Origin of the sequence: Nocardia sp. CA-084685, assembly GCF_050955785.1 — a bacterium.
GTDB lineage: Bacteria > Actinomycetota > Actinomycetes > Mycobacteriales > Mycobacteriaceae > Nocardia.
The window spans coordinates 8,992,596-9,017,405 of record NZ_CP192094.1 but is presented as its reverse complement, the minus strand read 5'-3'; the positions used below and the strand labels follow the sequence as shown (position 1 = coordinate 9,017,405).

Below are 24,810 nucleotides of genomic sequence, written 5' to 3'. Positions count from 1 at the left end.
AGGGGGCCGCGAACCCGCCGCGCCGAAGGCGCGGCAAGATAACACAGTGTTGTACGACGAAGGCGGAGCGGGAGTGCCGATCCTGCTGCTGCACGGACTGATGGGCAGTGCCCGCACCTGGCGCGATCAACTGGGCTGGCTGCGGAAGTTCGGCCACATCTACACCTTCGACGCCGCTGGTCACGGTCGCCCCGCACCCGTGGAGCCGACCACCGAGGCCTTCATCGATGACCTCGCTTCGGCGACCGCCGAAATTTCCGAACCCATGGTGGTCATCGGACATTCGATGGGTGGCCTGCACGGCTGGGTATTCGCGGCGCAGTATCCGCAGCGGGTGCGCGCGCTGGTGGTCGAGGATATCGCCCCCGACTTCCGCGGCCGCACCGCCGCGAACTGGGCGGCCATGATCGAGGCCTGGCCGCAGCCATTTCCGAATGCGGACGCGGTGTTGGATTTCTTCGGCCCGATCGCCGGGCGGTACTTCCTCGACTCTTTCGATCAGGGGCCGGACGGCTATCGCCTACACGGTTCGGTCGCGACCTTCCGCGATATCTCCGAGGAGTGGGGGACCCGCGACTTCTGGACGCAATGGCGCGCGGTCGAAGCGCCGGCGCTCTTGATCGAAGGCGAATTCACCATCACCCCCGCGGGGCAGATGCGGCAGATGGCCGAGGTCCATCCCGATGCCGTCTACGTCCGAATCCCGAACTCCGGACACCTGGTTCACGACGATCAGCCCGAGCGCTACCGCACCGAGGTAGAAGCCTTCCTTCGCAAAATTCTCGACCACCGCGTACGAGATTGATCTCGTCAGCTGGACAGGGCTGACAAGCCGTCGTGGCCCTTCATGTGGTCGGGATTGCGGCCACTACAACCCCGGTTGCGATTGGTTCAGCCCTCGCCGGCCAGGGCGAACAGCCCGTCGGGAGTCTGTTCGATGAGGCCATCGACGAGCAGCGAGTCCAATGCGCGGTCGCGTTGGCCGGGATCGCGAGTCCAGGCCAGATCCAGGCGGATTCGCTCGACCGGACCAGCCGCCTCGCGCAACACGTCGAGCAACCGGCCACGCGCCTGACGATCGGTGCCCTCGTACTTCTGCGTCTTGCGCACCACATCGGAGACCGGCCTGCCCGCGGAAACCCACGCGCATTCGGGCAGCGGGCAGCGCGAGCAGTCGGGCGTGCGAGCCCTGCATACCGTCGCGCCGAGCTCCATCAGCGCGGCGGAAAACATTGCGGCATGGTCGATTCGGCGCGGCAGTAGCGCTTCGGTCTCGGGCAGATCGCGCGACGACGGATTCCCCGCCTCCGCCCGCCCGTGCACCGCACGCGCGACCACGCGGCGAACATTGGTGTCCACCACCGGAACTCGCTGTCCGTAGGCGAAACAAGCCACCGCACGCGCGGTATACGCGCCGATACCCGGCAGACCGAGCAGCACATCGACATCGGTCGGCACCTCGTCGCCGTGCTCCTCGGCGAGCACCTTGGCGCATTCGTGCAGCCGCAACGCCCGCCGCGGATAGCCGAGCTTGCCCCAGGCGCGCAGCACCTCGGCCTGCGATGAGGCCGCCATGGCCGAGGGGACGGGCCAGCGCGCGACCCACTCGCGCCAGATCGGCTCGACCCGCACCACCGGCGTCTGCTGCAGCATGATTTCGCTCATCAGGATCTGCCAGGCGGTGACGTCCTCGCGCCGCCACGGCAGGTCCCGCGCGGTCGCCCGGTACCAGTCCAGCAACGACTCGGCATCCACCCGGTTGCTGCCCGTCGTGATCTCGGTTTTTCCGCCTGTACGCTGTTGCGCTGCGCCGCCCTCCGACACTGCCCTCACCGTTCCTATTGTCCTGCGGCCGGTCGATATTTGCCGAGCCGTAACGAACCGGACTCGCTGGTAACCACTGCGATGTGCACAATGGTCGGTATGCCGGATTCCAACCCGATCAGTGCCTGGAAATCCCTTCGCGAGGGCAATGAACGCTTCGTGAGCGGCAACCTGCTGCATCCTAGCCAGGGTGCGGTCGACCGGGCCAAGCTCGTCAGCGGCCAGCACCCGCACGCGATCCTGTTCGGCTGCGGTGACTCCCGCGTTGCCGCAGAACTGATTTTCGACCAGGGCCTCGGCGATATGTTCGTCGTGCGCACCGCGGGCCATGTCGTGGACAGCTCGGTGCTCGGCTCGATCGAGTACGGTGTGCAAGTCTTGAATGTGCCGCTGATCGTGGTGCTCGGGCACGACAGCTGTGGTGCGGTGAAGGCCACCATCGACGCGCTCGACGGCGGTGAAGTACCCGGCGGATTCATCCGCAGTGTGGTCGAGCGGGTCGCGCCGTCGATTCTGATCGGCCGCAGGGAGGGACTGTCCACCGTCGACGAGATGGAGGCCAGGCATGTGGTGGAGACCAGTCGACTGCTCATGCAGCGCTCGATGATCATTTCGCAGCGCGTTGCGACGGGTGAGTGCGCGATCGCCTGCGTCACGTACAAGCTGGCCGAGGGCGAAGTGAAGTTGCAGCGAGTCGTCGGCAATATCGGTGAGCTGGTCTGATACCGCGGTCCGAGACGCCTGACGGTGGGAGCGGAATTTACCTGCCATGCGCGGGTTTTCCGATCCGACACGCCGGGGTCCTGAGTCGCTGTACCGGATCGTGCCCTTACCGTTGACTCCGTGCTGGAACCGAATGGACCGCTGCCTCCGGAGATCTACTGGCGACGCCGCGCGCTCGCCGTAGGCGTCCTGGTCGTGGCGCTCGCACTGGTGATCTGGTTGGTATTGACGGTCACGCGCGGCGGCGATTCGCCCGGTACGACCAAGGCGGCCGCGGCGAGTTCCGCGTCGGCGACGAATAAGCCAGCGGGCGCGTCCGCCTCGACGCCGCCGCCGACGACCGGCGAATCCAGTGCGAAGCCCTCCGGCACCACCGCCGCGGCTGCCAACAACAGTCAGGTCGCCGCGGGTAGCTGCCCGGATCAGTCGCTCGCGGTGAAGGTTACCGTCGAGCAGCCGACCTACAAGACCGGCGAGAATCCGGTATTCGGCATCGTGATCACCAATATCTCGTCTACGGCCTGTTCGCGCGATGTCGGCTCCGGACTCCAGCAGGTCTCGGTGACCACCCTCGACGGCCAGCGCCGCCTGTGGTCGAGCACCGACTGCTACCCGGACGGCGCCCCCGACGTCCGCACCTTGAACCGGGGCGAGCAGGCGGCCTTCATGGTTACCTGGTCCGGCTCGACCTCCCAGCCCAATTGTGCGGGCGACCGCGTCCAGGTCCCGCCCGGCGCGTATGCCGTTATCGCCCAATTGGGTTCACTACGCAGCGCCGCCGAACCCTTCAACATCGCATGACCTGTCGCATATCCAGTGGCCATCGCGCACAGCCCGCGCGCGACAGCCACTGGCAGTGCGTGATCACTCGGGTTGTGCGGGAGCGGGTCAGAAGTCGGGGGCGGTCTCGGTGGCCGCGGCGCGCTGTTTGCGAAGACCCGCGAGGCGGATGGCCGATTTGACGTCGGTCACCTCGTGGATCTTCATGCCGCTCTTGGTGCGTGCCAAGCCTGGTGGCACCAGGGCGGTGGTGAAGCCGAGGCGTTCGGCTTCGGCGAGTCTGCGCTCCAGACCGGTGACCCGGCGCACCTCACCCGCCAACCCGACCTCACCGAGGATGACCCAGCCGACCGGCAATGCCTGATCGCGCTCGGCACTGGCAATGGCAAGTGCCACAGCGAGATCCGCGGCGGGCTCGAGCAGGCGCATGCCGCCGACCGTCGCGGCGTACACGTCGTGCTTGCCGAGGAACACCCGCCCGCGGCTCTGCAGTACGGCGAGCACCATCGCGACCCGGTTGTAGTCGAGTCCGCTCACCGCGCGCCGCGGATTCGGGATCTCGGTGTGCACGGTCAACCCCTGCACCTCAGCGACCAGCGGCCGCTTACCGTCCATCGCCACCGTGACCGCCGTGCCCGATACCGAATCGGTGCGGTGGTGCAGGAACAGTCCGGACGGATCGGTGACGCAGGAGATCCCGTCGTCGTGCAATTCGAAACAGCCGACCTCATCGGAGCTGCCGAAGCGGTTCTTGATGCCGCGCACCATGCGCAGGGTGGAGTTCTTATCGCCCTCGAACTGCAGCACCACATCCACCAGATGTTCGAGCGTGCGCGGGCCCGCGACATTGCCGTCCTTTGTGACATGTCCGACCAGCAGCACCGCGATTCCGCTCGCCTTGGCCAGTGATGTCAGCGCCGCCGCCACCGCGCGCACCTGGGTCACGCCGCCGATGGTGCCGTCCACCTCCGGGACGAGCATGGTCTGCACCGAATCGACCACCAGCAGCGTCGGGCGCACCTGTTCGACATGGCCGAGCACGATCGACAGATCCGATTCGGCTGCGAGATAGACCCTTTCGTGTACCGCATTGGTCCGGTCGGCGCGCAGCCGAACCTGTCCGGCCGATTCCTCGGCGGTGACATACAGCGACTTCTCGTCGCGCTGGGTGGCCCACCGGTGGGCGACCTCCAACAGCAGCGTCGACTTGCCGACGCCGGGTTCACCGGAGAGCAGTACGACCGATCCGGGCACGATGCCACCGCCGAGCACTCGGTCGAGTTCTTCGACACCGGTCGGCCTGGCCTTGGTGACCTTCGAATCGATATGCGAGATGGGTGCGGCGGCGGTGCTCGGCAGCATGGCCTTGCGCCCGACCGGTGATGCCGCCGTGGCCGCCGATCCGGCTACCTCGTCGACGGTGCCCCATGCGCCGCAGTCCGGGCATTTGCCCACCCACTTGGCGACCTCGTACCGGCATTCGGAGCATCGGAAGATCGACTTGGTCTTGGCCACACGCGCACCTTACGTATCGCCCCCGACAACCTGATACGAAAACGGCTGCCGCGCGAATGCGCGACAGCCGTTCGAAGGCAGTGGATCAGTGTCCGCCCTTGTGCTCGCCTTCGGTCGCCGCGGCCTGGCCCTCGTGCCGGTCGGTTTCCGCGCCAGCGTCGACTGGGACCTGCACGGTGACGGTGCCGTTCTGCTTGAAGTTGAATGTCACCGGGTAGGTGAGGCCTGGGGTGATGTCCTTGGTCAGGCCGGTGATCTCGATCAGGCCCGGCTTCTTCTCCGGGTCGACGGTGTTCTTCTGGCTGGCCGTTCCGGGCGCGGCGCTGCTGCTCGGCGTCGCGCCGTGCTCGTCGGACTTGGCGGCGGTTGCGGCACCGGGGGAGGTCGCCGCGACGACGGTCTGCTGCGGGGCGATCTGGAAGGCCGAGGCACCCGCGGGCGGGGTGATCTTCACCGTGCCGAGGTCGGTGGTGATGCTGGTCAGCTCGTCGGTGACGGTCTCGCCATTGTTGACGACCGACAGCGCGATGATCGCCTTGCCGCCCTTGGCATTGGTGTAGTCGGTGCCGATGGCCGGGAAGACGATGTGCACATTGCGCAGCGAGATCCGGTCGATGTCGGCGTGGTTGCCGTTGACCGCGGCGACCTGGGTCGCGGTCTGCGCGACCTGGCCCGAACTGCAGCCGGACAGCACGAGGGCCGCTCCGGCGGCGAGCGCGGCGACCGAAACCATGCGACGACGCGCCCCTGTCGAGGCGGTCACAGCTTTCAGGGCAGTCACGGGTTGTCCCTCCATGTCGACCGGGCTTACTCCGCTAGGGAGAGTAATAACTAGGCAGCGTAGTAGTAGCGTCCGCGGCCGGGGCGCGGGGGTTGTGTTGAATCCGTGGGTCCCCAGGGCTGGCAGGTTCGGACACCCCCATGCTCGGCATCCGTTGGGTAACGGTTTTGCGTGGCGGCGGCGTGGTTGCGGACACGATACTCGGCTCGCGGACCGTCCGGTGTGCTATTCGCGCCGGTCGATAACCTGTTCTGGCACAACGCAATGCACACCGCGCCGGTTCTGTCAACCCCCACGGTTGGCTCGTTGTGGCCCTGACCTGCACAGTTGATCGCGCCGTTATCGAGTCGCATGTTAAACTGTGAACATCGAAAGGGGCACGGGACACATGATTTTTAAGGTCGGAGACACCGTCGTTTACCCCCACCACGGAGCGGCGCTGATCGAAGCTATCGAGACTCGCACCATCAAGGGTGAGCAAAAAGAGTATCTGGTCCTGAAGGTCGCCCAAGGTGACCTGACTGTTCGCGTTCCCGCAGAGAACGCCGAATATGTCGGCGTGCGCGACGTCGTCGGCCAGGAGGGTCTCGATCGAGTCTTCCAGGTGCTGCGTGCGCCGCACACCGAAGAACCGACTAACTGGTCTCGCCGCTACAAGGCCAACCTGGAGAAGCTCGCCTCCGGCGATGTGAACAAGGTGGCCGAGGTCGTTCGCGACCTCTGGCGTCGGGAGCAGGACCGCGGCCTGTCTGCGGGTGAGAAGCGGATGTTGGCCAAGGCCCGTCAGATTCTCGTCGGTGAGCTCGCGCTCGCCGAGGGGACCGATGACGGCAAGGCCGAGACGCTCCTCGATGAGGTTCTCGCCGCGGCTTCCTGACCGTGAACGTTTCCAACAGCGACGGATCCGTCGTTGCGTTGGTGCCTGCCGCCGGTCGTGGCGTGCGTCTGGGTGAATCGACTCCCAAGGCGTTCGTCACGGTCGGCGGCACACCTATGGTCCGGCTGGCCGTCGACGGCCTGATCGCCTCCGGCGCGGTCGACCGGATCATCGTGATGGTCCCCGCCGAACTCGTCGAGAGCGCCGTTGCCCTGCTGCCGCCCTCGGAGTCCGTGCGCGTGGTCATCGGCGGCGCCGAGCGCACCGATTCGGTGCGCTGCGGTATCGCCGCCGCCCCCGATGCCACCCATTTCCTCGTGCACGACGCCGCCCGCGCCTTGACTCCGCCCGAGCTGATCGCCCGGGTCGTAGCGGAACTGCGCGCCGGGGCCGAGGCCGTCGTGCCCGCATTGCCGGTGGTCGACACCATCAAATCCGTCGACGCGCGCGGCGAGGTCACCGGCACGCCCGACCGCGCCGGTTTGCGCGCCATTCAGACCCCCCAGGGTTTCGCCGCCGACTTGCTGCGCGCTGCCTATGCCGATCAGCGGCTGCAGACCACCGATGACGCCGGTCTGGTCGAACTGCTCGGCACCCGGGTGCGCACGATTCCGGGCGACCCCATGGCTTTCAAGATCACCACCCGGCTCGACCTGGTGCTGGCGAATGCCGTGCTGGAGGGTGCGCGGACGGCAGGTCCGGCATGAGTATGCGCGTCGGCATCGGTAGCGATGTCCATCCGATCGAGGCGGGCAGACCGTGCTGGATGGCGGGTCTGCTCTTCGACGGCGACGACGGTTGCGCCGGACATTCCGACGGCGATGTCGCCGCGCACGCACTGTGCGATGCGCTGCTTTCCGCGGCCGGACTCGGCGATGTCGGTGCGATCTTCGGTACCGGTCGGCCGGAATGGGCGGGCGTTTCCGGCGCGGCCATGCTCAAAGAAGTGCGAAGGCTCCTCGATGAGGCGGACTTCGAAATCGTCAATGCGGCGGTCCAGGTGATCGGCAATCGGCCGAAGATCGGACCGCGTCGCGCCGAGGCCCAAGAGGTGCTCGGCGAGCTGCTCGGCGCCCCGGTCTCGGTGTCGGGCACCACAACCGACGGCCTCGGATTGACCGGCCGCGGCGAGGGCATTGCGGCAGTGGCCACCGCCCTGCTACAAGAGTGTCGCTGATCCAGCTTCCGCCGACCTGAGCCGCTCCGTGAACGGCCTTATCTACCAGCTAGGATCGACTTCCGTGACTCTGCGCCTTTTTGACACCGACACGCGGACCATGCGCGATTTCGCGCCATTGGTCCCCGGCCGTGCCTCGGTGTACCTCTGTGGCGCCACCGTGCAGGGGGAACCACATATCGGCCATGTGCGCAGCGGAGTCGCATTCGACGTACTACGGCGCTGGCTGCTCGCCCACGACTACGACGTGTGGTTCATCCGCAATGTCACCGATATCGAGGACAAGATCCTGACCAAGGCCGCCGAGGCGGGTCGGCCCTGGTGGGAGTGGGCGTCCACCTACGAGCGCGCGTTCGACAAGGCCTACCAGACCCTCGGCGTACTGCCGCCTTCGGTGGAGCCGCGCGCGACCGGCCACATCACCCAGATGATCGATCTGATGCAGCGGCTGATCGAGCGCGGGCACGCCTACGCCTCCGCGGGCAACGTCTATTTCGATGTGGTCAGCTATCCGGAATACGGCAGCCTGTCCGGGCACAAACTCGATGACGTGCACCAAGGCGAAAGCGCGGGCGAGGGCAAGCGCGATCCGCGCGACTTCACGCTGTGGAAGGCCGCCAAACCCGGCGAGCCGACCTGGCCGTCGCCGTGGGGTCCCGGTCGACCCGGCTGGCATCTGGAATGCTCCGCCATGGCCGAGTTCTACCTCGGCTCCGAATTCGATATCCATTGCGGCGGAATGGATCTGGTCTTCCCGCACCACGAGAACGAGATCGCCCAGTCCAAGGCGTCCGGTGCGGGTTTCGCGCAGTACTGGCTGCACAACGGCTGGGTGACCATGGGCGGCGAGAAGATGTCCAAGTCGCTGGGCAATGTGCTCTCGGTGCCGAATGTGCTGAAAAAGGTGCGGGCCGTTGAACTTCGGTTCTATCTCGGCAGCGCGCACTACCGATCGATGCTGGAGTACTCGGATAAGGCGCTCTACGATGCCGCGGCCTCGTATCAGCGGATCGAGGCCTTCGTGCATCGGGTGGCCGAGCGGGCCGGGGAGATCGCGGTCGGCAAATGGACCGATGCGTTCGCCGAGGCGCTCGACGACGATCTGGCGATTCCGCGGGCCCTGGCCGAGGTGCACCGGGTTGTGCACGAGGGCAATAAGGCGCTGGAGTCGGGTGCGATCGATGAGGCGGTCGAGTTGGCCGGGCAGGTCCGTGCCATGCTGAATATTCTCGGCGTCTGCCCGTTCGACCCGCAGTGGTACACCCCACAGGACAATTCCGTCGCGCTGGATGCACTGGACGTCCTGGTGCGCGCCGAACTCGACCGTCGCCAGCAGGCGCGCGCCGCGAAGGACTGGGCCAGTGCCGATGCGGCGCGGGACCGGTTGCAGGCCGCCGGAATAGAAGTGACCGATACTCCGCAGGGTCCGGAATGGTCGCTGGGCGCGGCACAGCATTCGCCGGGCGCGGTACAGCGTGGAAAGGCGAACTGATGGCAGGTAATTCGCAGCGTCGCGGCGCTATTCGCAAGGGTGGCAGCAAGAAGGGCGCGGTCGTCGGCTCGGGTGGGCAGCGTCGGCGCGGTTTGGAGCCGCGCGGTGCGACCCCGCCCGCTGAGGCGCGCACCAAACATCCCGCCGCCAAGCGTGCCGCCGCCAAGGCGAAGGCAGCGGCGCAAGGTAGGTCGGGTCCGCGCGGTGGCGCGCGTCCGGCCGGACGCAAGAGTGACGACGGTCCCGAGATGGTGCTCGGCCGTAATCCGGTCGTCGAATGTCTGCGTGCCGGTGTGCCCGCGACCGCGCTGTATGTCGCGGTGGGCACCGAGAACGACGATCGGCTCACCGAAAGTGTGAAGATCGCCGCGGATGCGGGCATTTCGATCCTAGAGGTGCCGCGTACCGATCTGGATCGGTTGAGCGCCAACGGACTGCATCAGGGTGTGGCGCTGCAGGTGCCGCCGTATCGGTATGCCCATCCGGATGATCTGGTTGCGCGGGTCCAGGATTCGGCCGAACCCGCCTTGCTGGTCGCGCTGGACAATATTTCCGATCCGCGCAATCTCGGTGCGGTGATCCGTTCGGTGGCCGCCTTCGGTGGCCAGGGTGTGCTGATTCCGCAGCGGCGCAGCGCCAGCGTCACCGCGGTGGCCTGGCGGACCAGTGCCGGTGCCGCAGCCCGGCTTCCGGTCGCCCGCGCGACGAATCTCACTCGCACACTGAAGGATTGGGCGTCGCGGGGATTTCAGATCGTCGGTCTGGACGCGGGCGCTGACACCACCATCGATGATTTCGACGGCCGCATCCCGACCGTGATCGTGGTCGGTTCGGAGGGGAAGGGCCTGTCCCGGCTGGTTCGCGAAACCTGTGATTCGATCCTCGGCATTCCGATGGCGGGTCCGGTGGAATCGTTGAACGCGTCCGTCGCGGCGGGTGTCGTACTGTCCGAGATCGCGCGCCAGCGTCGAGTCTGAGGACCGCGGCTGGGGCACCGGCAGGCCTGTTCGAATCGCAACGGGCGGACCGGGAATCAGCCATCGGGCAAATCGGCCGCCGGGGTTGAACCGCAAATCGACTCCGGCCCCGTAGAATTCGACTCGTGGTCATCCCGAATCAGGCTCCCCAGGAGACAGTCGAGCATCCGCATGCGACGGCGGTGCTGGCGCTCGGTGCGGCGAGTCTGTTGTGCTGCGGTGCGCTGGGACCGGTGGCCTGGGCGCTCGGCAGACGTGCGCTCGACCAGATCGAGGAATCCCATGGTGGTTACAGCGGCCGCGCCCAAGTGCTGGTCGGCTACATCCTCGGCGTAACCGGCACGATCCTCATGGTCTGCATGGCGATCGTCTTCCTGCTCATCCTGATCGGCGGGCGCGCGTAGCCAAGCGGGTCAATCCAGGCTGGGGCGTCGCTTATCGCCACTGCTGTCCCAGGTGGGCCATTCCTCGCTGATGCTGCCGGTCCAATTGGGCTGGCGGCGCTCCCGGAAGGCCGCCATCGCCTCACCGCCGTCGATGCTCTTGCCGACGTGCTCGTTCAGATCGGTCTCCAGTTGTCCGACCATGGCCGGGCTCATGCCGAGGCTCTCCCATAGCAGCCGCTTCGACAGTGCCACCGGCAGCGGCGCCGCCCCGCTCGCGATGTCATGGGCGATGGCCAGTGCCGTCGGCAGCACCTCGCCCGCGGGCATACAGCCATTGGCCAGGCCCATGGCCTTGGCCTCGTCGCCGTCGAAGGTGCGACCGGTCAGCATGATGTCGGCGGCATTGGCCATCCCGACCAGGCGCGGCAGCGTCCAGTGCGCGTAGCCGTCTGCGACTACACCGCGACGCACTTGATTGAGTCCGTAGACCGCGTCACGGGCCATGTACCGCAGATCGCATTGCAGGGCCAGGGCGAGGCCGATGCCGACCGCATGTCCGTTCACCGCCGCGATCACCGGTTTGCGCACTCGCCACGGTGCCGGGTCGATGGTCGCGCTGACCTCGCCGACCCGGTTGGACAGATCCGCCCCCGCGCAGAACGCGGGCGCCGTGCCGGTAATTATGACCGCGCGAATCGCATCCTCTACATCGCAACGCTGTAGTGCCGCACTCAATTCGGCGGCCATGGCAGGGGTGACGGCATTCTGCTGTGCAGGTCTGTTGAGGGTGAGGACGGCGATGCCCGCGGAGACATCGACGAGCAGTTCCGAACTCATGCCACTGGATGGTAGTCGTGTTGTCGGCCGCGCGGGCGCGGCGTGTTCGCGGGCTCGGTTTAATGGCCGCGGCTTCGCCGCGGCGGGTTCGCGGCCCCCTGGTGTCTCGCGTCCGAGCCGTCGAGACTCGCGCCTGCGGCGCATGCGCTTCGACGGCTCGGACGCGAGACGGGCCGCGAACTCCTCGCTTGTAAGTCAGCTCCGTGGTGGTTGGTGGTGGCGGGGGTGTTCGGCACCTGGTGCACGCATGCCGGAAAAGCGGGGCCCGCGCCTGCGGCGCATGCGCTTGGACGGCTCGGATGCGAGATGGGCCGCGAACTCCTCGCTCGTGAGGTTCGCTCGGTGGTGGTTGGTGGTGGCGGGGGTGTTCGGCACCTGGTGCACGCATGCCGGAAAAGCGGGCCCCGCGACTTCGGCGTATGCGCTTGGACGGCTCGGATGCGAGATGGGCCGCGAACTCCTCGCTCGTGAGGCTCGCTCCGTTGGGGTGAGGTGTAGCCGTATATGCCGGTTCGATTGACATGCTGGCCAACTCACCTGCGCAAGACGTGGCGGCCGATGGCGTACTTGTGCACCTCGGTCGGGCCGTCGTAGAGGCGGAAGGCGCGCATATCGCGGAAGATCATTTCGACGACGGTCTCATCGCTGATGCCGATGCCGCCGAGCACCTGTACGCAGCGGTCGGCGACCTTGAACAGTTCCTCGGAGACGTACGCCTTGGCGATCGAGCTCTCATGCCTGGCCTTCTCGCCCTGGTCCATCAGCCAGCAGGCGTGCCAGATGGTGAGGCGGCACTGGTGCAGGGCGATCTCGTTATCGGCCAGCATGAACGAAACGCCCTCGTGGTCGCCGATCGGTTTGCCGAAGGCGGTGCGGGTCCTGGCGTATTCGACCGCGATGGACTGTGCGCGTTCGGCCGCGCCGAGCCAGCGCATGCAGTGGGTGAGCCGGGCCGGAGCCAGTCGCAGCTGGGCGTAGCGCAGTGCCTGACCGGTCTCGCCGAGCAGCGCCGCTTTGGGCAGCACCAGATTCTCGAAGCGCACCACGCCGTGACCGCCGACGTAGTTGCGGTCCATGGTGTTCATGGTGCGTTCGATGATGATGCCGGACTGGTCGCCCTCGGTCAGGAACAGCGTCGGGCCGTCGGGCACATGCGGGTTCGGTGCGACGCGCGCCATAATGATCCAGGTCTTCGCGCCGTCCGCGCCCGTAATGAGCCATTTGCGGCCGTTGATGGTGAAGTTCTCGCCGTCGAAGACGGCCTCGGTGGCCAGTTGATTCGGATCCGAACCGGCGCCGTCCGGTTCGGTCATGGCGAAGACGGTGCGGCGGTGTCCGGCGACCGCGGGGGCGAGGTGGCGCTCGATCTGCTCCGGATTGGCGATCTTGGAGAGCAGGAACATATTGCCCTCATCGGGTGCGGCGCAGTTCATGGCGACCGGGCCGAGGGTGGACCAGCCCGCCGCCTCGTAGATCACGGCCTGCTCGATATGGGTGAGGCCGCGCCCGCCGAGGGCTTCCGGGGCCTGCACGGTGAGCAGTTTTTCCGCGCGGGCGAGCTCGACGAGTTCCTGGCGCAGTTCGTCGCTGGGGCCGTGTGAGGTGAGTCGCGGATCGCGCTCGAAGGGGACGATCTTGTCGATGACGAACTGACGGACCCGGTCGCGTTCGGCGGCGAGTTCGGCGGGAATCGTGAAGTCGATCATTGGTCACCATTCGTTCGATGGGGCGCGTGGGTCGAGCATACGAAACCACAGGTTCGCGACTGAAGGCGACCGCCATCAAATGCTTTCCGCGACTACTATGCCCTGCTTACCTGCACTGATACTGGATATCAGCACGACCGGTGGGTGTGCGTGGGCTGGGGTTTGTGCGTGGGCTGGGGTGCGTGCGCGCGCTGGGGACTGTGCGCGGGCTGGTGGTGTGTGCGTGCGCTGGTGGTGTGTGCGTGCGCTGGTGGTGTTTCCGTGGCTGATGGTGTGCGTGCGGGCTGTGGTGTGCGCGCTGGGGTTTGTGCGTGAGCTGGGATGCGCGGCTCCTTTGGAGCGCGGGTGTGGTGCTGGGGTGGCCGTCCGGGGGATCGGCGTGCCGCAGATGACGTGCTTAGTGATCATTTCGCGGCGGGCGATTTCGTGCGCGGCACCTTGGGGCGCGGTGTGGTATTGGGGGCGCTGCTGGGGTGGCCGTGTGGGGGATCGGTGTGCCGTAGATGACGTGCTTAGTGGTCATTGCGCGGCGGGCGATTTCGTGCGCGGCACCTTTGGGGCGTGGGTGTGGTGCTGGGGGAGGCTCCTGGAGCGGCCGAGTGTATGAATCGGCATGCCTTACACGGCGTTCAGAAGATCTCGGTGTGGAGCGCAACACGCCTGTGTGGGGTCAGTGAGTGCGGGCGGCCTGACGGCGGCGCGGGCCGATGAGGCGGCAGATGAGGTAGATGAGGAAGGAGATGGTGGTGACGAAGGTGGAGACCGGGACGCCGGGGGCGAGGGACAATACGATGCCGCCCAGCGCCGCCGTTTCCGCGAACAGGACCGCGAGCATCGTGGCTCGCACCGGATTCGCGGTCAGCTGTGCCGCCGCGGCCGCGGGGGTGATGAGCAGGGCGAGTACCAGCAGCGCACCCACGATCTGCACACCGAAGGCCGCGGTAATGCCGAGCATGACCGCGAACACCACTGAAAGCGCTCGCACCGGAACGCCGCGTGCGAGTGCGACTTCGGGGTCCGAACTCGCGAAAAGCAGCGGCCGGTATACCACCGCAAGGACGGCGAGGACCAAAACGGTGCAGGTCGACAGCAACGCCAGCCCGTTGTAGCCGACGCTGACCACCTGACCGGTCAGCAGCGAGAACTTCGACCCGGCGCGTTCGGGACCGAGCCATAGGAACAGCACCGAGAGTCCGAGTCCGAACGACAGCACCACCGCGATCACCGAATCGCGTTCCCTGGCTTTGGTTCCGAGCAGACCGAACAGCACCGCCGCCACCACCGAGCCGACGATCGCACCCAGCCCGACCCCGATTCCGGCGAGCAGCGCGGCGGCCGCACCGGTCAGCGAGAGCTCGCTGGTGCCGTGCACCGCGAACGACATCTGCCTGCTGATGATCAGTGGTCCGATCACACCGGCCAGCAGCCCGAGCAGCGCGGCCGCGAACACCGCCTGCTGGACGAAGGAGTAGGACAGCAGGTCAGCGGTGGTGCTGAAGTCGAACATCTTCGAGACGACATCGGCGAGCTTGTCGATCACGAACGAACCCCGCTCGTTTGCGGCAGTGCATCGGAAAGTGTTGCGCCGTCGCAATGTGGGGCCCCGGCCGCACCGAGGGCGTCCATGGTGTCGCCGGTGCCGACCACGACGAGCCGCCCGCGCACCCGAAGCACATCGACCTCGGTCTGGTACAGCTCCGAGAGCACCGCGGAGGTCATCACCTCATCGGGTGTGCCGATCCGGAACTTCCCGTCGACCAGGTACAGCACCCGATCTACCAGCGGCAGAATGGGATTGATCTCGTGTGTCACGAAAAGTACTGCCGTGTCATGGGTTCGCCTGCGTCGATCGATAAGCTCCGAAACCAATCGCTGGTTCGCCAGGTCCAGGCTCAATAGCGGTTCATCGCAGAGCAGTACCTTGGGATCGCCGACCAACGCCTGCGCCACCCGCAGCCGCTGCTGTTCGCCGCCGGACATGGACTCCAGTGGCGCATAGGCGAATTTCTCCGCGCCCACATCGGCGATGGCGGCGCGGATCTTGCGTTTGCGCTCGGCCCGACGACGCAGTCCAATGCCCCAGCGGTGCCCGTCGACGCCGAGTCCGACCAGATCGACCCCACGCAGCTGCACTCCCGCATCGATCGTCTTCTGTTGCGGCACATAGCCGATATCGGGATTGCCCGCACGTGCGGGCAATCCCCCGATATGCGCGGTGCCGGAGCTCAGCGCGAGCTGACCGAGCAGCACCTTCAGCAGCGAGGTCTTGCCCGACCCGTTCGGCCCGAGAACGGCGACGAATTCACCGGGCGCGATCTCGAGATCCAGCCCTTGCCAGAGTCCGCGTTCGCCGAATGACAGGCTGGCGGAATCGAGTTCTACCGCGGCCGGGCGGGTATCGGACCGCCGCTGCACGGTGTCTTCGGTGGTCAGCGCAACTCCCATGGGCCCACCCGGCACCGGGTCACCACCCCTCATCGAATCGCCGCGCGATGCTCGCCCACCCGTCACCCGACCGCCACCCCTCACGGAATCGCTACGCGATGCTGTCATTTCGATCAGGCCAGCGCCGCGGCCAGAGCCTGGGCGTTCTTGGTCTGCCACTGAATGTAATCGACACCGTCGGACAGCGTTTCGGTTACCTCGACAATGGGCAGCCCGTTCGACTGCGCGAGCGCCCGCAAATCCTTGGTGATCTTGTCCTCGGTCTGGATGTTGTAGATCAGGGCGCGGACCTTCTTACCGGTCAGCAGATCCTGGGTGGCGGCGACGGCGGCCGGAGCCGGATCGGTCTCCTGCTCGATCGCTTCCTGGAATTCGTGCGGCGTCAGATCCTGGGTTCCGGCGGCGACCAGTAGGTAGTGCGCGAGGGGCTCGGTCTGCAGGACAGGGGTCTTGGGGTGCTCGCCGGCGATCTTGGTGGCGATGGCGGTGATCGCGGTCAGCTGGCTCTTGAATGCGGCGGCGCGGTCGGTGTAGGCGGCGGCGTGGGCGGCGTCGATTTCACCGAGGGTGCTCGCGATCCGGTCGGCGACCGTACTCACCGTGGCGATGTCGTAGAAGACGTGCTCGTTCTCGTCGCTCTTATCGGTGCGGGATTCGAAGGCGTCGACGGTGTGCTTGTCCTTGCCCTGGATGGCCTTCTCGACGAACTCGTCGTAGCCGCCGCCGTTGAAGACGATCAGATCGGCATCGCTGATCTCGGCCGATTCCACCGCCGAGGTCTCGTGCGAATGCGGATCGGCGGCGGGATCGGTGATCAGTGAGGTCACCGAGGCATCGGGGCCGGCGATGGTTGCCGCGATATTGCCCCACACATTGGTGGAGGCTACGATGCTCGGCTTATCCGAAGCCTTCGAACTACCGCATGCGGTGAGCGCCAGTGCGGTGGCTATCCCCACGGCGATACCGGCGAATTTGATGGCAATCCGTGTGTTCACGCGCGGGGTACTCCTGGTAATGCGGCAGATCTGAGCTGACTCTAGATCATAATGGAAATCGTTACCATTTGAACTGTAGCAGGATGCCCTGCTGAAGCACGAGTCGATGTTCGCCGCATCACTATGGGCCGGATATGGGGTGGGCCCCGCGAACCGATTGGTTCGCGGGGCCCGGAGTGGTCGACTCAGACGAACGCCTCCACCGGCTTACCCAACAGCTGTGCACAGCGCAGCAGGCCGAGGTGGCTGTATGCCTGTGGATGGTTGCCGAGTGAGCGCTCGGCGACCGGGTCGTACTCCTCACTGAGTAGGCCCGTCGGTCCGGCGACGTCGACCAGCTGCGCGAACAGCGCCTCGGCGTCCGAGCGCTTACCGATCAGCAGATACGCCTCGACCAACCAGGCCGCACACAAGTGGAAGCCGCCCTCGCCGCCGGGCAGGCCGTCGTCGTGGTGGTACCGGTACACCGTGGAACCGCTGCGCAGTTCCGCCTCGGTGGCGACGACCGTGGCCGCGAAACGCGGATCCGACGGCTCGATCAGTCCGCTCAGGCCGATGTGCAGGGTCGCCGCGTCCAGATCGGTGCCGTCGTAGGCGGCGGTGTAGGACTGGACGTCATCGTTCCAGCCCTTGGTCTTCACCTCGTCGGCGATGGTCTCGCGCAACGTGATCCAGAGCGGATCGATTTGACGCTGGAACCGCTGCGCGAGGGTGATCGCCCGGTCCACGGTCAGCCAGCCCATCACCTTGGAGTACACGTGGTGGCGCGGGTTGCCGCGGATCTCCCAGATGCCATGGTCGGGTTCCTGCCAGCGCCGCTGCACCGCGGAGACCATGGCGTGCACCAGTTCCCAGTCGGCGTCCGGCAGCGCCTTGGCCGGATCCGTCAGCCCCTTCGCCTCGCGGCCATGTGCCAGCGATGCGATGAGATCGACGATCGGACCGAAAACGTCCAGCTGCACTTGCATATTCGCGGCGTTACCGACGCGCACCGGACGCGAACCCGCATAGCCGGGCAGCTGATCGATCGACGCCTCGGGCGGCAGGGTTTCGCCGTAGAGCGTGTACAGCGGGTGCAGGCGCTCCGGCCCGGGCAGCGTCTCCAGGACCCGGTGTACCCAGCCGAGGAATTCCTCGGCCTCGGTCAGCGAGCCGAGTGAAACCAGTGCCTGTGCGGTGAGCGAGGCATCACGCAGCCAGCAGTAGCGGTAGTCCCAGTTGCGTACGCCGCCGATATCTTCCGGCAGCGAGGTGGTGGCGGCGGCCAGGATGGAACCCGACGGCGCGTGCACCAGCCCGCGCAGCGTGAGCGCCGAACGCTTCATCAGATCCGGCTTCAGCGGCGGCAGTTGCAGTTTGGCCGACCACTTGGACCAGTAGTCCTCGGCATCCCGGCGCCGCTCCGGCTCGCTGACCATGGCGGGCGCGAGATCCTGAGTGCCGCAGCGCATTTCCAGCACGATCGGGCCACGGGACGGATCGACGACCGCGCGCGCGGAGCTGTGCATGCCGTCGGACTGGATCTGCCAGTGCACACCGGGCGAGCGCAGCACCATCGGATCATTGGTGCCGACCACGCGCAGACCGTTCGATTCGATTTCGATGCTGACCGGCACCTGGCCGAATTCCGGTCGGGGCGCGAAGGTTACGACCGCCTTGGCATCGCCGGTGATCACTCGGGTCAGGTCGGTGCGGGTGGGTGCCACATCGTGCGGCAGGTAGTCCACCACTTGCAGTTTGGCCCAGCGGGTTTCGACGGTCATGGTGCCGTCGACGTAGCGCTGCGACAGCGGCAACCCGGGGCGTTCCGGTTCGATGGTGAAGTGTCCGGCCTGTGGTCCGCCGAGCAGATGGGCGAAGACCGCGGCTGAATCCGGCTCCGGATGGCAGAACCAGGTGACCGTCGCGTCGGGTGTGAGCAGCGCCACCGAGCGCGGACTGGCCAGCATGCTCAGCCGCTCGATGCGCGGCGCGCTCGCACCGGCCAACCAGGTGCGCCGCTCCTCGAGCAGGTAGGCCAGCGCCCAGGACACCGCCTCGGTGCTGTCCACCCGATATTTGGCCAGGCTCTCGCCCTCGCCGACCTTGATGCCGACATCCGGACCGGACAGCATGCGGAAGGCCTTCTCATCGGTGACATCGTCGCCGAAGAACACCGCCGCCGACGCGCCCTCCTGATGCCGGACGGTATCGAGCGCGACGCCCTTATCCGTCTGGATCACCGCGAGCTCGATAACCGACTTACCCTCTGTCACCTGCACGCCGACCCAACAGGCCGCCCCCTGGCGCACCGCCTTCAGTGCGCGCAGCCCGATTTCCGGACTCGCATTGCGCACATGCAGCGCGACGCTGGCCGGTTTGATCTCGACGCTGGCGCCGGGATTTTCCGCGGCGATCTGCGTCAGACTGGTCTGTACTTCGACCAGTAGTTGTTTGGCGTCATTGTCGATGGCGTGTACGAAACCCACATCGAATTCCGAACCATGACTACCGATAAGTTGCACCTCGACCGGAAGTCGCGACAATGCCGCGAGATCTCGCAGTGCACGGCCGGAGATCACGGCGGCGGTCGTTCCGGTAAGACCGGCAAGCGCTCGTAGCGCGCTTACCGATTCCCGATGGGGAAAGGCCTTGGCCGGGTCGGACACGATGGGTGCGATTGTCCCGTCGTAGTCCGATGCGACCAAAAGCCGTGGCACGCGCGCGACCGTCGACAGTGCACGGCGAAGTTCGAGTGGCAGATCCTGTGCGCTCACGCATCCAACCTAGTGATCGGAGGAGTTTTTTCAGGGGCACGCGTGACAATACTGTGTTGTATTTGCCGCACCGAAGCGTGCCGCGTCGCGTGCGCGTGATTACGCACGCGCCCAGCCGCCCCTTACTGGATCTGCCCAGCTGACGCGTTTTTACACAACTACCAGCGTGTGCAGGCTCACGTCGGCGGATCGGATTGATACTGCGCGAGAGCCACGGTGGATTTGCCGAGCATGAGCTGATCGGTGCTTGCTACCGACCTTTTCGAGCGGCCAGCAAGCGATCGCTAGCGGTTGGCGCCGTTGTCGCCGAGGAGCAGATCCACGGTGAGTTCCAGTCGCTCGGTCACATCGGTGGCAGAGGCGCGTCTGGTCAGCCAGGCGACCAGATTCGACAACCAGACATCGCTTATCACCCGCGCGATCGCCAACTGGCGTTCGGTGGGCTCGCCATCGTTCATGGCCCTGGCGAATACCCGGTCCATCACCTTGCCGACGCGATCGACCTCCGCGGCCGCCGAGGCATCGGCGAACATGAACGCCCGCGTCATCGCCTCGGTGAGCAATGGGTCACGCTGCATCATCCGAGTGATCTGGGTCAGCAGCAGATGCATGCGTTCGTTCGGCGTCTGACCGGCAAGTGGCTTGCGTTTGCCCTCGATCTGCTCGAATTCCCGCGACAGCGCGGAAACGAGCAGATGCACCTTGGACGGGAAATACCGGTAGAGCGTGCCGACCGCGACATCGGCGCGTTCGGCCACCGCGCGCATCTGCACCGCGTCGTAGCCGCCCTTGGAAGCCAGTGCGAGCGTCGCGTCCAGAATTCGCTTACGCCGTTCCCGCTGCGCGGCCGAGCTGAGCTCGTCCTCGCTCAGCGTCGTGACCGTCGCGGTAGCCGATGCTCGCCCCGCCGCATTCGAATCGGCTGGCTGCGATCGGGAGGGACTGGCCATTGATGAGAGTCCTTTCCTGCATTCCGGCAACGGGCATCGGTCGTCTCTTGACTTCCGCCCAGCTAGGATATTAGAACATGTTCTAGGTGTGGGAGTCACGCCGGAAAGGCGGTACGGACTGTGACCATCGCCACCACTGACGAGCATAAAGCCGTTCAGGAGTCGATGCGCGGATGGGCCGGATCGGTACGTCCGATTGCAACAATGCGGGACGAACCGACGGACTTCTGGCGCGCGTATTGGCCGGGGTTGGCGGACTTCGGAATTTTCCGGGTCGCCATTGCCGAAGCGGCCGGTGGCCACGGTGGATCGGTCGCCGACCTCGCGGTTTTGGTCGAGCAGGCGGCGCACGATCTGGTCGGTGGGCCGGTGCTGTCCACCGCATTGGCGAACCTGGTCACCGCGGGCGCGCTCGCCGAGGATATGCCATGCGGGGTCGCGCTCGACTTCGTTGTCGGGGACGTGGTGAGCTTACCGTCCGCATCCGAGGAGTTGTTGCTCACGGGTGTCTGGGAATCGGTGCTCGGCGCCGCGCCGGGCACTTCGGTGCTGTTGCCGGTGCGGACTCCGGATGGGTTGCGCTGGTGCGTGATCGGGCCCGATGCCGACGGTCTGCGCATCGAGGCGCTTGCCCCTGCTGACCCGAGTACGCCACTGGCGCGTGTGCACTGCGCCGAGGTACGAGTGCCCGCCGACCGGGTGTTCGAGTCGCCGCATGCGGTGGAAGAGCTTCTCGCGGTATTGGTTTCGGCCGAACTTGCCGGTGTGGCTGGCTGGTGCCTGGAGACCGCCGTCGAATACGCCAAGGTGCGTGAGCAATTCGGGCGCAAGATCGGCTCTTTCCAAGCGCTCAAACACATTTGCGCGTGGATGCTGTGCCGGGCGGAGCTGATCCGCTCTGTCGCGGCCGATGCCGCGGCCGCCGTCGACGAGGGCGGTGCGGAACTGCCCATCGCGGCGGCCATCGCCGCCGCGATATCGCTGGATGCCGCGGTCGAGACCGCCAAGGACTGCATCCAGGTGCTCGGCGGCATCGGTTTCACCTGGGAGCACGACGCGCACTTCTATCTGCGCCGGGCCACCGCGCTGCGGCAGCTGCTCGGTGGATCGGCGCGCTGGCGGGCCAGGGTTACCGAGCTGACTCGGGCCGGGCAGCGTCGGACCACCGGCGCGGATCGGGTGTTCGCCTCCGCGGCGCAAGCGACGGACCCGGAGGGCGCAGCGGCGCGGAACCACGGCGGGGATCGCGGATCGGAAACAGCCGGTGTCGAACTCGACGACAGCAATGCGAACGAGCTGGCCGCGGAGGTAGCCGCGATCGCCGCGCTGCCGGTCGATCGGCAGCGCGATGCGCTGGTCGACGCCGGGCTCGCCATGCCGCACTGGCCCGCACCGTACGGGCGTGGTGCCAATCCCATGACGGGCCTGGTGATTTCGGAGGAACTGCGGCGCGCGGGCCTGGAATCGCCGGATCTGGCGATCGGCGGCTGGGCCATTCCGACCCTGCTGCAGCACGGCACGCAGGAGCAGATCGACCGCTTCGCCTGGCCGACGCTGCGCGGCGAGGTGATCTGGTGTCAGCTGTTCAGTGAGCCGGAGGCCGGGTCGGATCTGGCGGCGCTGCGCACCACCGCCAAGAAGGTCGACGGCGGTTGGTTGCTTCGCGGACAGAAGGTGTGGACCTCGTTGGGTGATCGGGCGAACTGGGCGATCTGCCTGGCACGCACCGATCCGGACGCACCGAAGCATCGCGGTATCAGCTATTTCCTCGTCGATATGCGCAGCGCCGGACTAGAGGTGCGTCCGCTGGTGCAGATCACCGGGGAGGCGCGCTTCAGCGAGGTCTTCCTCGACGATGTGTTCGTGCCCGACGACTGTCTGGTCGGCGCGCTGAACAACGGCTGGAAGATCGCCCGTTCCACCCTGTCGACCGAACGAGTCGCCATGGGCGGCAATGGGGTCGGGCCGGTGCTCGAGGAGCTCATTGCCAAGCTGCCCGCCACCGGGCCCGGTGCGGAGCTATTGAACGATCGGCTCGGCGGCTTCGTCGCCGATGCGATCGCTGGATTATTGCTGGAACAGCGTGCCGCGGTTCGAATGCTGGCGGGCGGTGATCCGGGAGCGCAGAGCAGTGTGCGCAAACTCGTCGGTGTCCGCCACCGCCAGGCAGTGGCCGAATTCGCGGTGGAGACGGCAGGCCCAACCGGTGCGCAGGACTCAGAGGTGGTAAAAGAGTTCCTGCTCACGCGCTGTCTGTCGATCGCTGGTGGAACCGAGCAGATTCTGTTGACCGTGGCCGGTGAGCGAATCCTCGGACTGCCGCGCGACGCCGACAGCTAGTCGACCGAACAACTGGGAGTAAAGCGTGGACTTCACCCGGGACGAGGGCCAGGATGCCGTGGCCGAGGTCGTCGTGAGTTTGCTGGAGCGTGAACCGGCACGCGATATCGAGCTGTGGCCGAGTCTGATCGAGACCGGACTGCTCTCGCTCGCGCTGCCGGAACGGTTCGGCGGTGACGGCATGGGCTTGCCGGAGGTCTCGGTCCTTTTGACCGAACTGGCCACCGAAGCGGTGGCGGTGCCCGCACTGCCGACCCTCGGCTTCGGCCTATTGCCGCTGCTTGCCGCATTGCCGGACAGTGTCGCCGAGCGGGTCTATCCGGAGCTGGCCAAGGGCGCGGTACTCACCGCCGCACTGAGCGAGCGTGCGAACCCGTTCGTGGTCAAGCCGGAGACCACCGCGGTTTCCGAGGGCGACACCGTGCGCGTCACCGGTCACAAGGTGGCGGTGCCGTATGCGGAGCAGGCGCGTTGGCTCTTGATTCCGACGAATTCCGGCATCGCACTGGTGAATTCGGATTCAGCCGGGCTCACCCTGACGCCGTCACCGGCCTCCGGTGAAATTCCAGAGTGTTCGGTGCGACTGGACCAGGTCGAGATTCCGGCCGAGCAGCTGCTGCCCGGCGGCATCGCTGAATTGCACCGCCTGGCGATCGCCTCGATCGGCGCGACCGCGGACGGACTGCTCAAAGGTGCGCTGGTGCTGACGGCCGAGCACCTGCGGACCCGACGTCAGTTCAATCGGCCGCTAGCCGAATTCCAGGCGGTCGCACAGCAGATCGCCGATGTGTACGTCGTCTCGCGGACCCTGCACACCGCCGCCGTTTCGGCGAACTGGGCACTGGCACAGCCGGATTCGACACCGCTGCATCAGGAGCGCATCGATGACGACCTCGATGTGCTCGCCTACACCGTGGCCTCGGAACTGCCCGCCGCCATGCAGAAATGCCATCACCTGCACGGTGGCCTCGGGGTCGATGTGACCCACCCGATGCACCGCTACTACTCACAGGCCAAGGACATCGCCCGCTGGCTCGGCGGCGAATCATTGCGACTCGATCGATTGGGGGCCAGATGTTCATCGACCTGACCGCGGAGCAGCGCAAGCTGCGCGATGAATTGCGCACGTACTTCGCCGATCTCGTGACTCCCGAAGAGGAGGCCGAGATGGCGATCAACCGGCACGGTGATGCCTACCGCGCGGTGGTGCGACGGATGGGTGCGGACGGTTGGCTCGGTGTCGGGTGGCCGAAGGAGTTCGGCGGCCAGGGTTTCGGGCCGATGGAACAGCAGATCTTCTTCAATGAGGCGGTGCGCGCGGATGTTCCGCTGCCGCTGGTCACTTTGTTGACCGTCGGACCGACGCTGCAGAGCTTCGGCACCGACGAGCAGAAGGCCAAGTTCCTGCCCGGAATCCTTTCCGGCGATGTCCATTTCGCGATCGGCTACTCCGAACCGGAGGCGGGCACCGACCTCGCCGCGCTGCGCACGAGTGCGGTGCGCGACGAATCCGGGGACTGGGTCGTCAACGGGCAGAAGATCTTCACCACCGGTGCGCATGAGGCCGATTACATCTGGCTCGCCTGCCGGACCGGCTCGGTCGAATCGCGGCACCGTGGCATCACGATCCTGATCGTGGACACGACCGATCCCGGCTACTCCTGGACTCCGATCATCACCTGCGACGGTGCGCACCACACCAACGCCACCTATTTCGACAATGTCCGGGTGCCCGCCAACATGCTGGTGGGCGAGGAGAACAAGGGCTGGCGGCTGATCACCACCCAGCTCAACCACGAGCGGGTGAGCCTCGGCCCATCCGGCAAGATCGAACAACTCTACGACCGGGTACGCGCATGGGCGCAATCGCGCGGTGTGCTCGCCGAGGCCGATGTGCGCCGCTCACTCGGCCGCATCCACGCCATGACTCGGCTCAACGAGCTGTTGAACTGGCAGGTCGCCGCGACCGTCGCTGGTGACCAGGCCACCGTGATCGCCGATGCCTCGGCCACCAAGGTGTATTCCACCGAATCGCTGCAGGAGGCGGGCCGACTGGCCGAGGAGGTCGTCGGGCACTACGGCGATCCGGCCGATCCGGACACCGCCGAACTGCTGACCTGGCTGGACCGCAGAACCAAACAGAATCTGGTGGTGACCTTCGGCGGCGGCGTCAATGAGGTGATGCGCGAACTGGTCGCCTCCTCCGGGCTGAAACTGCCTCGGGTCCCTCGATGAATCCGCGCGCCTTC

22 protein-coding genes are annotated in these 24,810 nt (G+C 66.4%); 12 read left to right on the top strand and 10 right to left on the bottom strand.

Features of this window, described 5'->3' with window-relative positions:
• Positions 1–46 precede the first annotated feature (46 nt).
• On the top strand, positions 47–805 hold the full coding sequence (locus ACQP2U_RS39755) for an alpha/beta fold hydrolase (RefSeq protein WP_433712311.1): 759 nt from the start codon (positions 47–49) through the stop codon (positions 803–805).
• 86 nt (positions 806–891) lie between these two features.
• On the opposite strand, the gene ACQP2U_RS39750 is transcribed toward ACQP2U_RS39755, so the two are convergent.
• Complete coding sequence (locus ACQP2U_RS39750) at positions 892–1,776, bottom strand: A/G-specific adenine glycosylase (RefSeq protein WP_433716739.1); 885 nt, start codon at positions 1,774–1,776, stop codon at positions 892–894.
• Between the two features lie 147 nt (positions 1,777–1,923).
• Between ACQP2U_RS39750 and ACQP2U_RS39745 the strand changes: the two genes are divergently transcribed.
• The gene (locus tag ACQP2U_RS39745) at positions 1,924–2,547 is read left to right on the top strand and encodes a carbonic anhydrase (protein WP_062991596.1); all 624 of its coding nucleotides are present in this window, start codon (positions 1,924–1,926) and stop codon (positions 2,545–2,547) included.
• A 120-nt stretch (positions 2,548–2,667) separates the two neighbouring features.
• The gene (locus ACQP2U_RS39740; RefSeq protein ID WP_433712310.1) at positions 2,668–3,348 is read left to right on the top strand and encodes a hypothetical protein; all 681 of its coding nucleotides are present in this window, start codon (positions 2,668–2,670) and stop codon (positions 3,346–3,348) included.
• Between the two features lie 87 nt (positions 3,349–3,435).
• Here the strand turns inward: ACQP2U_RS39740 and radA are convergent, their stop codons facing one another.
• Both radA and ACQP2U_RS39730 read right to left on the bottom strand, forming a co-directional pair.
• Positions 3,436–4,842: a DNA repair protein RadA gene (gene radA, locus ACQP2U_RS39735; RefSeq protein ID WP_063042760.1), complete on the bottom strand. Its 1,407-nt coding sequence runs from the start codon at positions 4,840–4,842 to the stop codon at positions 3,436–3,438.
• Between the two features lie 85 nt (positions 4,843–4,927).
• On the bottom strand, positions 4,928–5,623 hold the full coding sequence (locus ACQP2U_RS39730; RefSeq protein ID WP_433712309.1) for a hypothetical protein: 696 nt from the start codon (positions 5,621–5,623) through the stop codon (positions 4,928–4,930).
• Between the two features lie 388 nt (positions 5,624–6,011).
• On the opposite strand from ACQP2U_RS39730, the gene carD reads away from it, so the two are divergent.
• From carD to ACQP2U_RS39700, 6 genes are all read left to right on the top strand, one after another.
• Positions 6,012–6,500 (top strand): RNA polymerase-binding transcription factor CarD, encoded by a 489-nt coding sequence (carD, locus tag ACQP2U_RS39725; RefSeq protein WP_011206964.1) that lies wholly within the window; start codon positions 6,012–6,014, stop codon positions 6,498–6,500.
• A 2-nt stretch (positions 6,501–6,502) separates the two neighbouring features.
• On the top strand, positions 6,503–7,207 hold the full coding sequence (gene ispD / locus ACQP2U_RS39720; protein WP_433712306.1) for a 2-C-methyl-D-erythritol 4-phosphate cytidylyltransferase: 705 nt from the start codon (positions 6,503–6,505) through the stop codon (positions 7,205–7,207).
• A 2-nt stretch (positions 7,208–7,209) separates the two neighbouring features.
• Positions 7,210–7,677 carry a 2-C-methyl-D-erythritol 2,4-cyclodiphosphate synthase gene (ispF, locus tag ACQP2U_RS39715; RefSeq protein WP_433716738.1) on the top strand — a complete coding sequence of 156 codons (468 nt, stop codon included), beginning with the start codon at positions 7,210–7,212 and terminating at the stop codon, positions 7,675–7,677.
• Between the two features lie 64 nt (positions 7,678–7,741).
• Positions 7,742–9,169: a cysteine--tRNA ligase gene (gene cysS, locus ACQP2U_RS39710; RefSeq protein ID WP_433712305.1), complete on the top strand. Its 1,428-nt coding sequence runs from the start codon at positions 7,742–7,744 to the stop codon at positions 9,167–9,169.
• Positions 9,169–10,146: a 23S rRNA (guanosine(2251)-2'-O)-methyltransferase RlmB gene (gene rlmB / locus ACQP2U_RS39705; RefSeq protein WP_433712303.1), complete on the top strand. Its 978-nt coding sequence runs from the start codon at positions 9,169–9,171 to the stop codon at positions 10,144–10,146. Before cysS ends, rlmB begins: the two co-directional genes overlap by 1 nt.
• 125 nt (positions 10,147–10,271) lie before the next feature.
• Entirely contained in the window at positions 10,272–10,550 is a 279-nt protein-coding gene (locus ACQP2U_RS39700; protein ID WP_433712302.1) for a DUF4190 domain-containing protein, read from the top strand.
• Between the two features lie 9 nt (positions 10,551–10,559).
• Here ACQP2U_RS39700 and ACQP2U_RS39695 read toward each other — a convergent pair whose 3' ends face one another.
• The 7 genes from ACQP2U_RS39695 to kstR form a co-directional block, all read right to left on the bottom strand.
• Positions 10,560–11,369 carry an enoyl-CoA hydratase/isomerase family protein gene (locus ACQP2U_RS39695; protein ID WP_433712300.1) on the bottom strand — a complete coding sequence of 270 codons (810 nt, stop codon included), beginning with the start codon at positions 11,367–11,369 and terminating at the stop codon, positions 10,560–10,562.
• A 533-nt stretch (positions 11,370–11,902) separates the two neighbouring features.
• Positions 11,903–13,075, bottom strand: a complete 1,173-nt coding sequence (locus ACQP2U_RS39690) for an acyl-CoA dehydrogenase family protein (protein WP_433712299.1) — start codon at positions 13,073–13,075, stop codon at positions 11,903–11,905.
• Between the two features lie 670 nt (positions 13,076–13,745).
• Complete coding sequence (locus ACQP2U_RS39685; protein ID WP_433712298.1) at positions 13,746–14,615, bottom strand: metal ABC transporter permease; 870 nt, start codon at positions 14,613–14,615, stop codon at positions 13,746–13,748.
• Positions 14,612–15,520, bottom strand: coding sequence for a metal ABC transporter ATP-binding protein (locus ACQP2U_RS39680; RefSeq protein WP_433712297.1), 909 nt, complete (start codon positions 15,518–15,520; stop codon positions 14,612–14,614). The genes ACQP2U_RS39685 and ACQP2U_RS39680 overlap by 4 nt, the downstream gene beginning before the upstream one ends.
• A gap of 113 nt (positions 15,521–15,633) precedes the next feature.
• Positions 15,634–16,515, bottom strand: coding sequence for a metal ABC transporter solute-binding protein, Zn/Mn family (locus ACQP2U_RS39675; protein ID WP_433712296.1), 882 nt, complete (start codon positions 16,513–16,515; stop codon positions 15,634–15,636).
• 185 nt (positions 16,516–16,700) lie between these two features.
• Positions 16,701–19,271, bottom strand: a complete 2,571-nt coding sequence (otsB, locus tag ACQP2U_RS39670) for a trehalose-phosphatase (protein ID WP_433712295.1) — start codon at positions 19,269–19,271, stop codon at positions 16,701–16,703.
• 284 nt (positions 19,272–19,555) lie between these two features.
• Positions 19,556–20,221, bottom strand: coding sequence for a cholesterol catabolism transcriptional regulator KstR (gene kstR, locus ACQP2U_RS39665; RefSeq protein ID WP_364357558.1), 666 nt, complete (start codon positions 20,219–20,221; stop codon positions 19,556–19,558).
• 165 nt (positions 20,222–20,386) lie between these two features.
• On the opposite strand from kstR, the gene ACQP2U_RS39660 reads away from it, so the two are divergent.
• Genes ACQP2U_RS39660 through ACQP2U_RS39650 form a run of 3 tightly spaced genes read left to right on the top strand, consistent with a single transcriptional unit; the run spans position 20,387 to position 24,796 of the window.
• Positions 20,387–22,561, top strand: coding sequence for an acyl-CoA dehydrogenase family protein (locus ACQP2U_RS39660; RefSeq protein ID WP_433716737.1), 2,175 nt, complete (start codon positions 20,387–20,389; stop codon positions 22,559–22,561).
• 25 nt (positions 22,562–22,586) lie between these two features.
• Positions 22,587–23,651 carry an acyl-CoA dehydrogenase family protein gene (locus ACQP2U_RS39655; protein ID WP_433712294.1) on the top strand — a complete coding sequence of 355 codons (1,065 nt, stop codon included), beginning with the start codon at positions 22,587–22,589 and terminating at the stop codon, positions 23,649–23,651.
• Entirely contained in the window at positions 23,636–24,796 is a 1,161-nt protein-coding gene (locus ACQP2U_RS39650) for an acyl-CoA dehydrogenase family protein (protein WP_433712292.1), read from the top strand. The genes ACQP2U_RS39655 and ACQP2U_RS39650 overlap by 16 nt, the downstream gene beginning before the upstream one ends.
• Positions 24,797–24,810 lie beyond the last annotated feature (14 nt).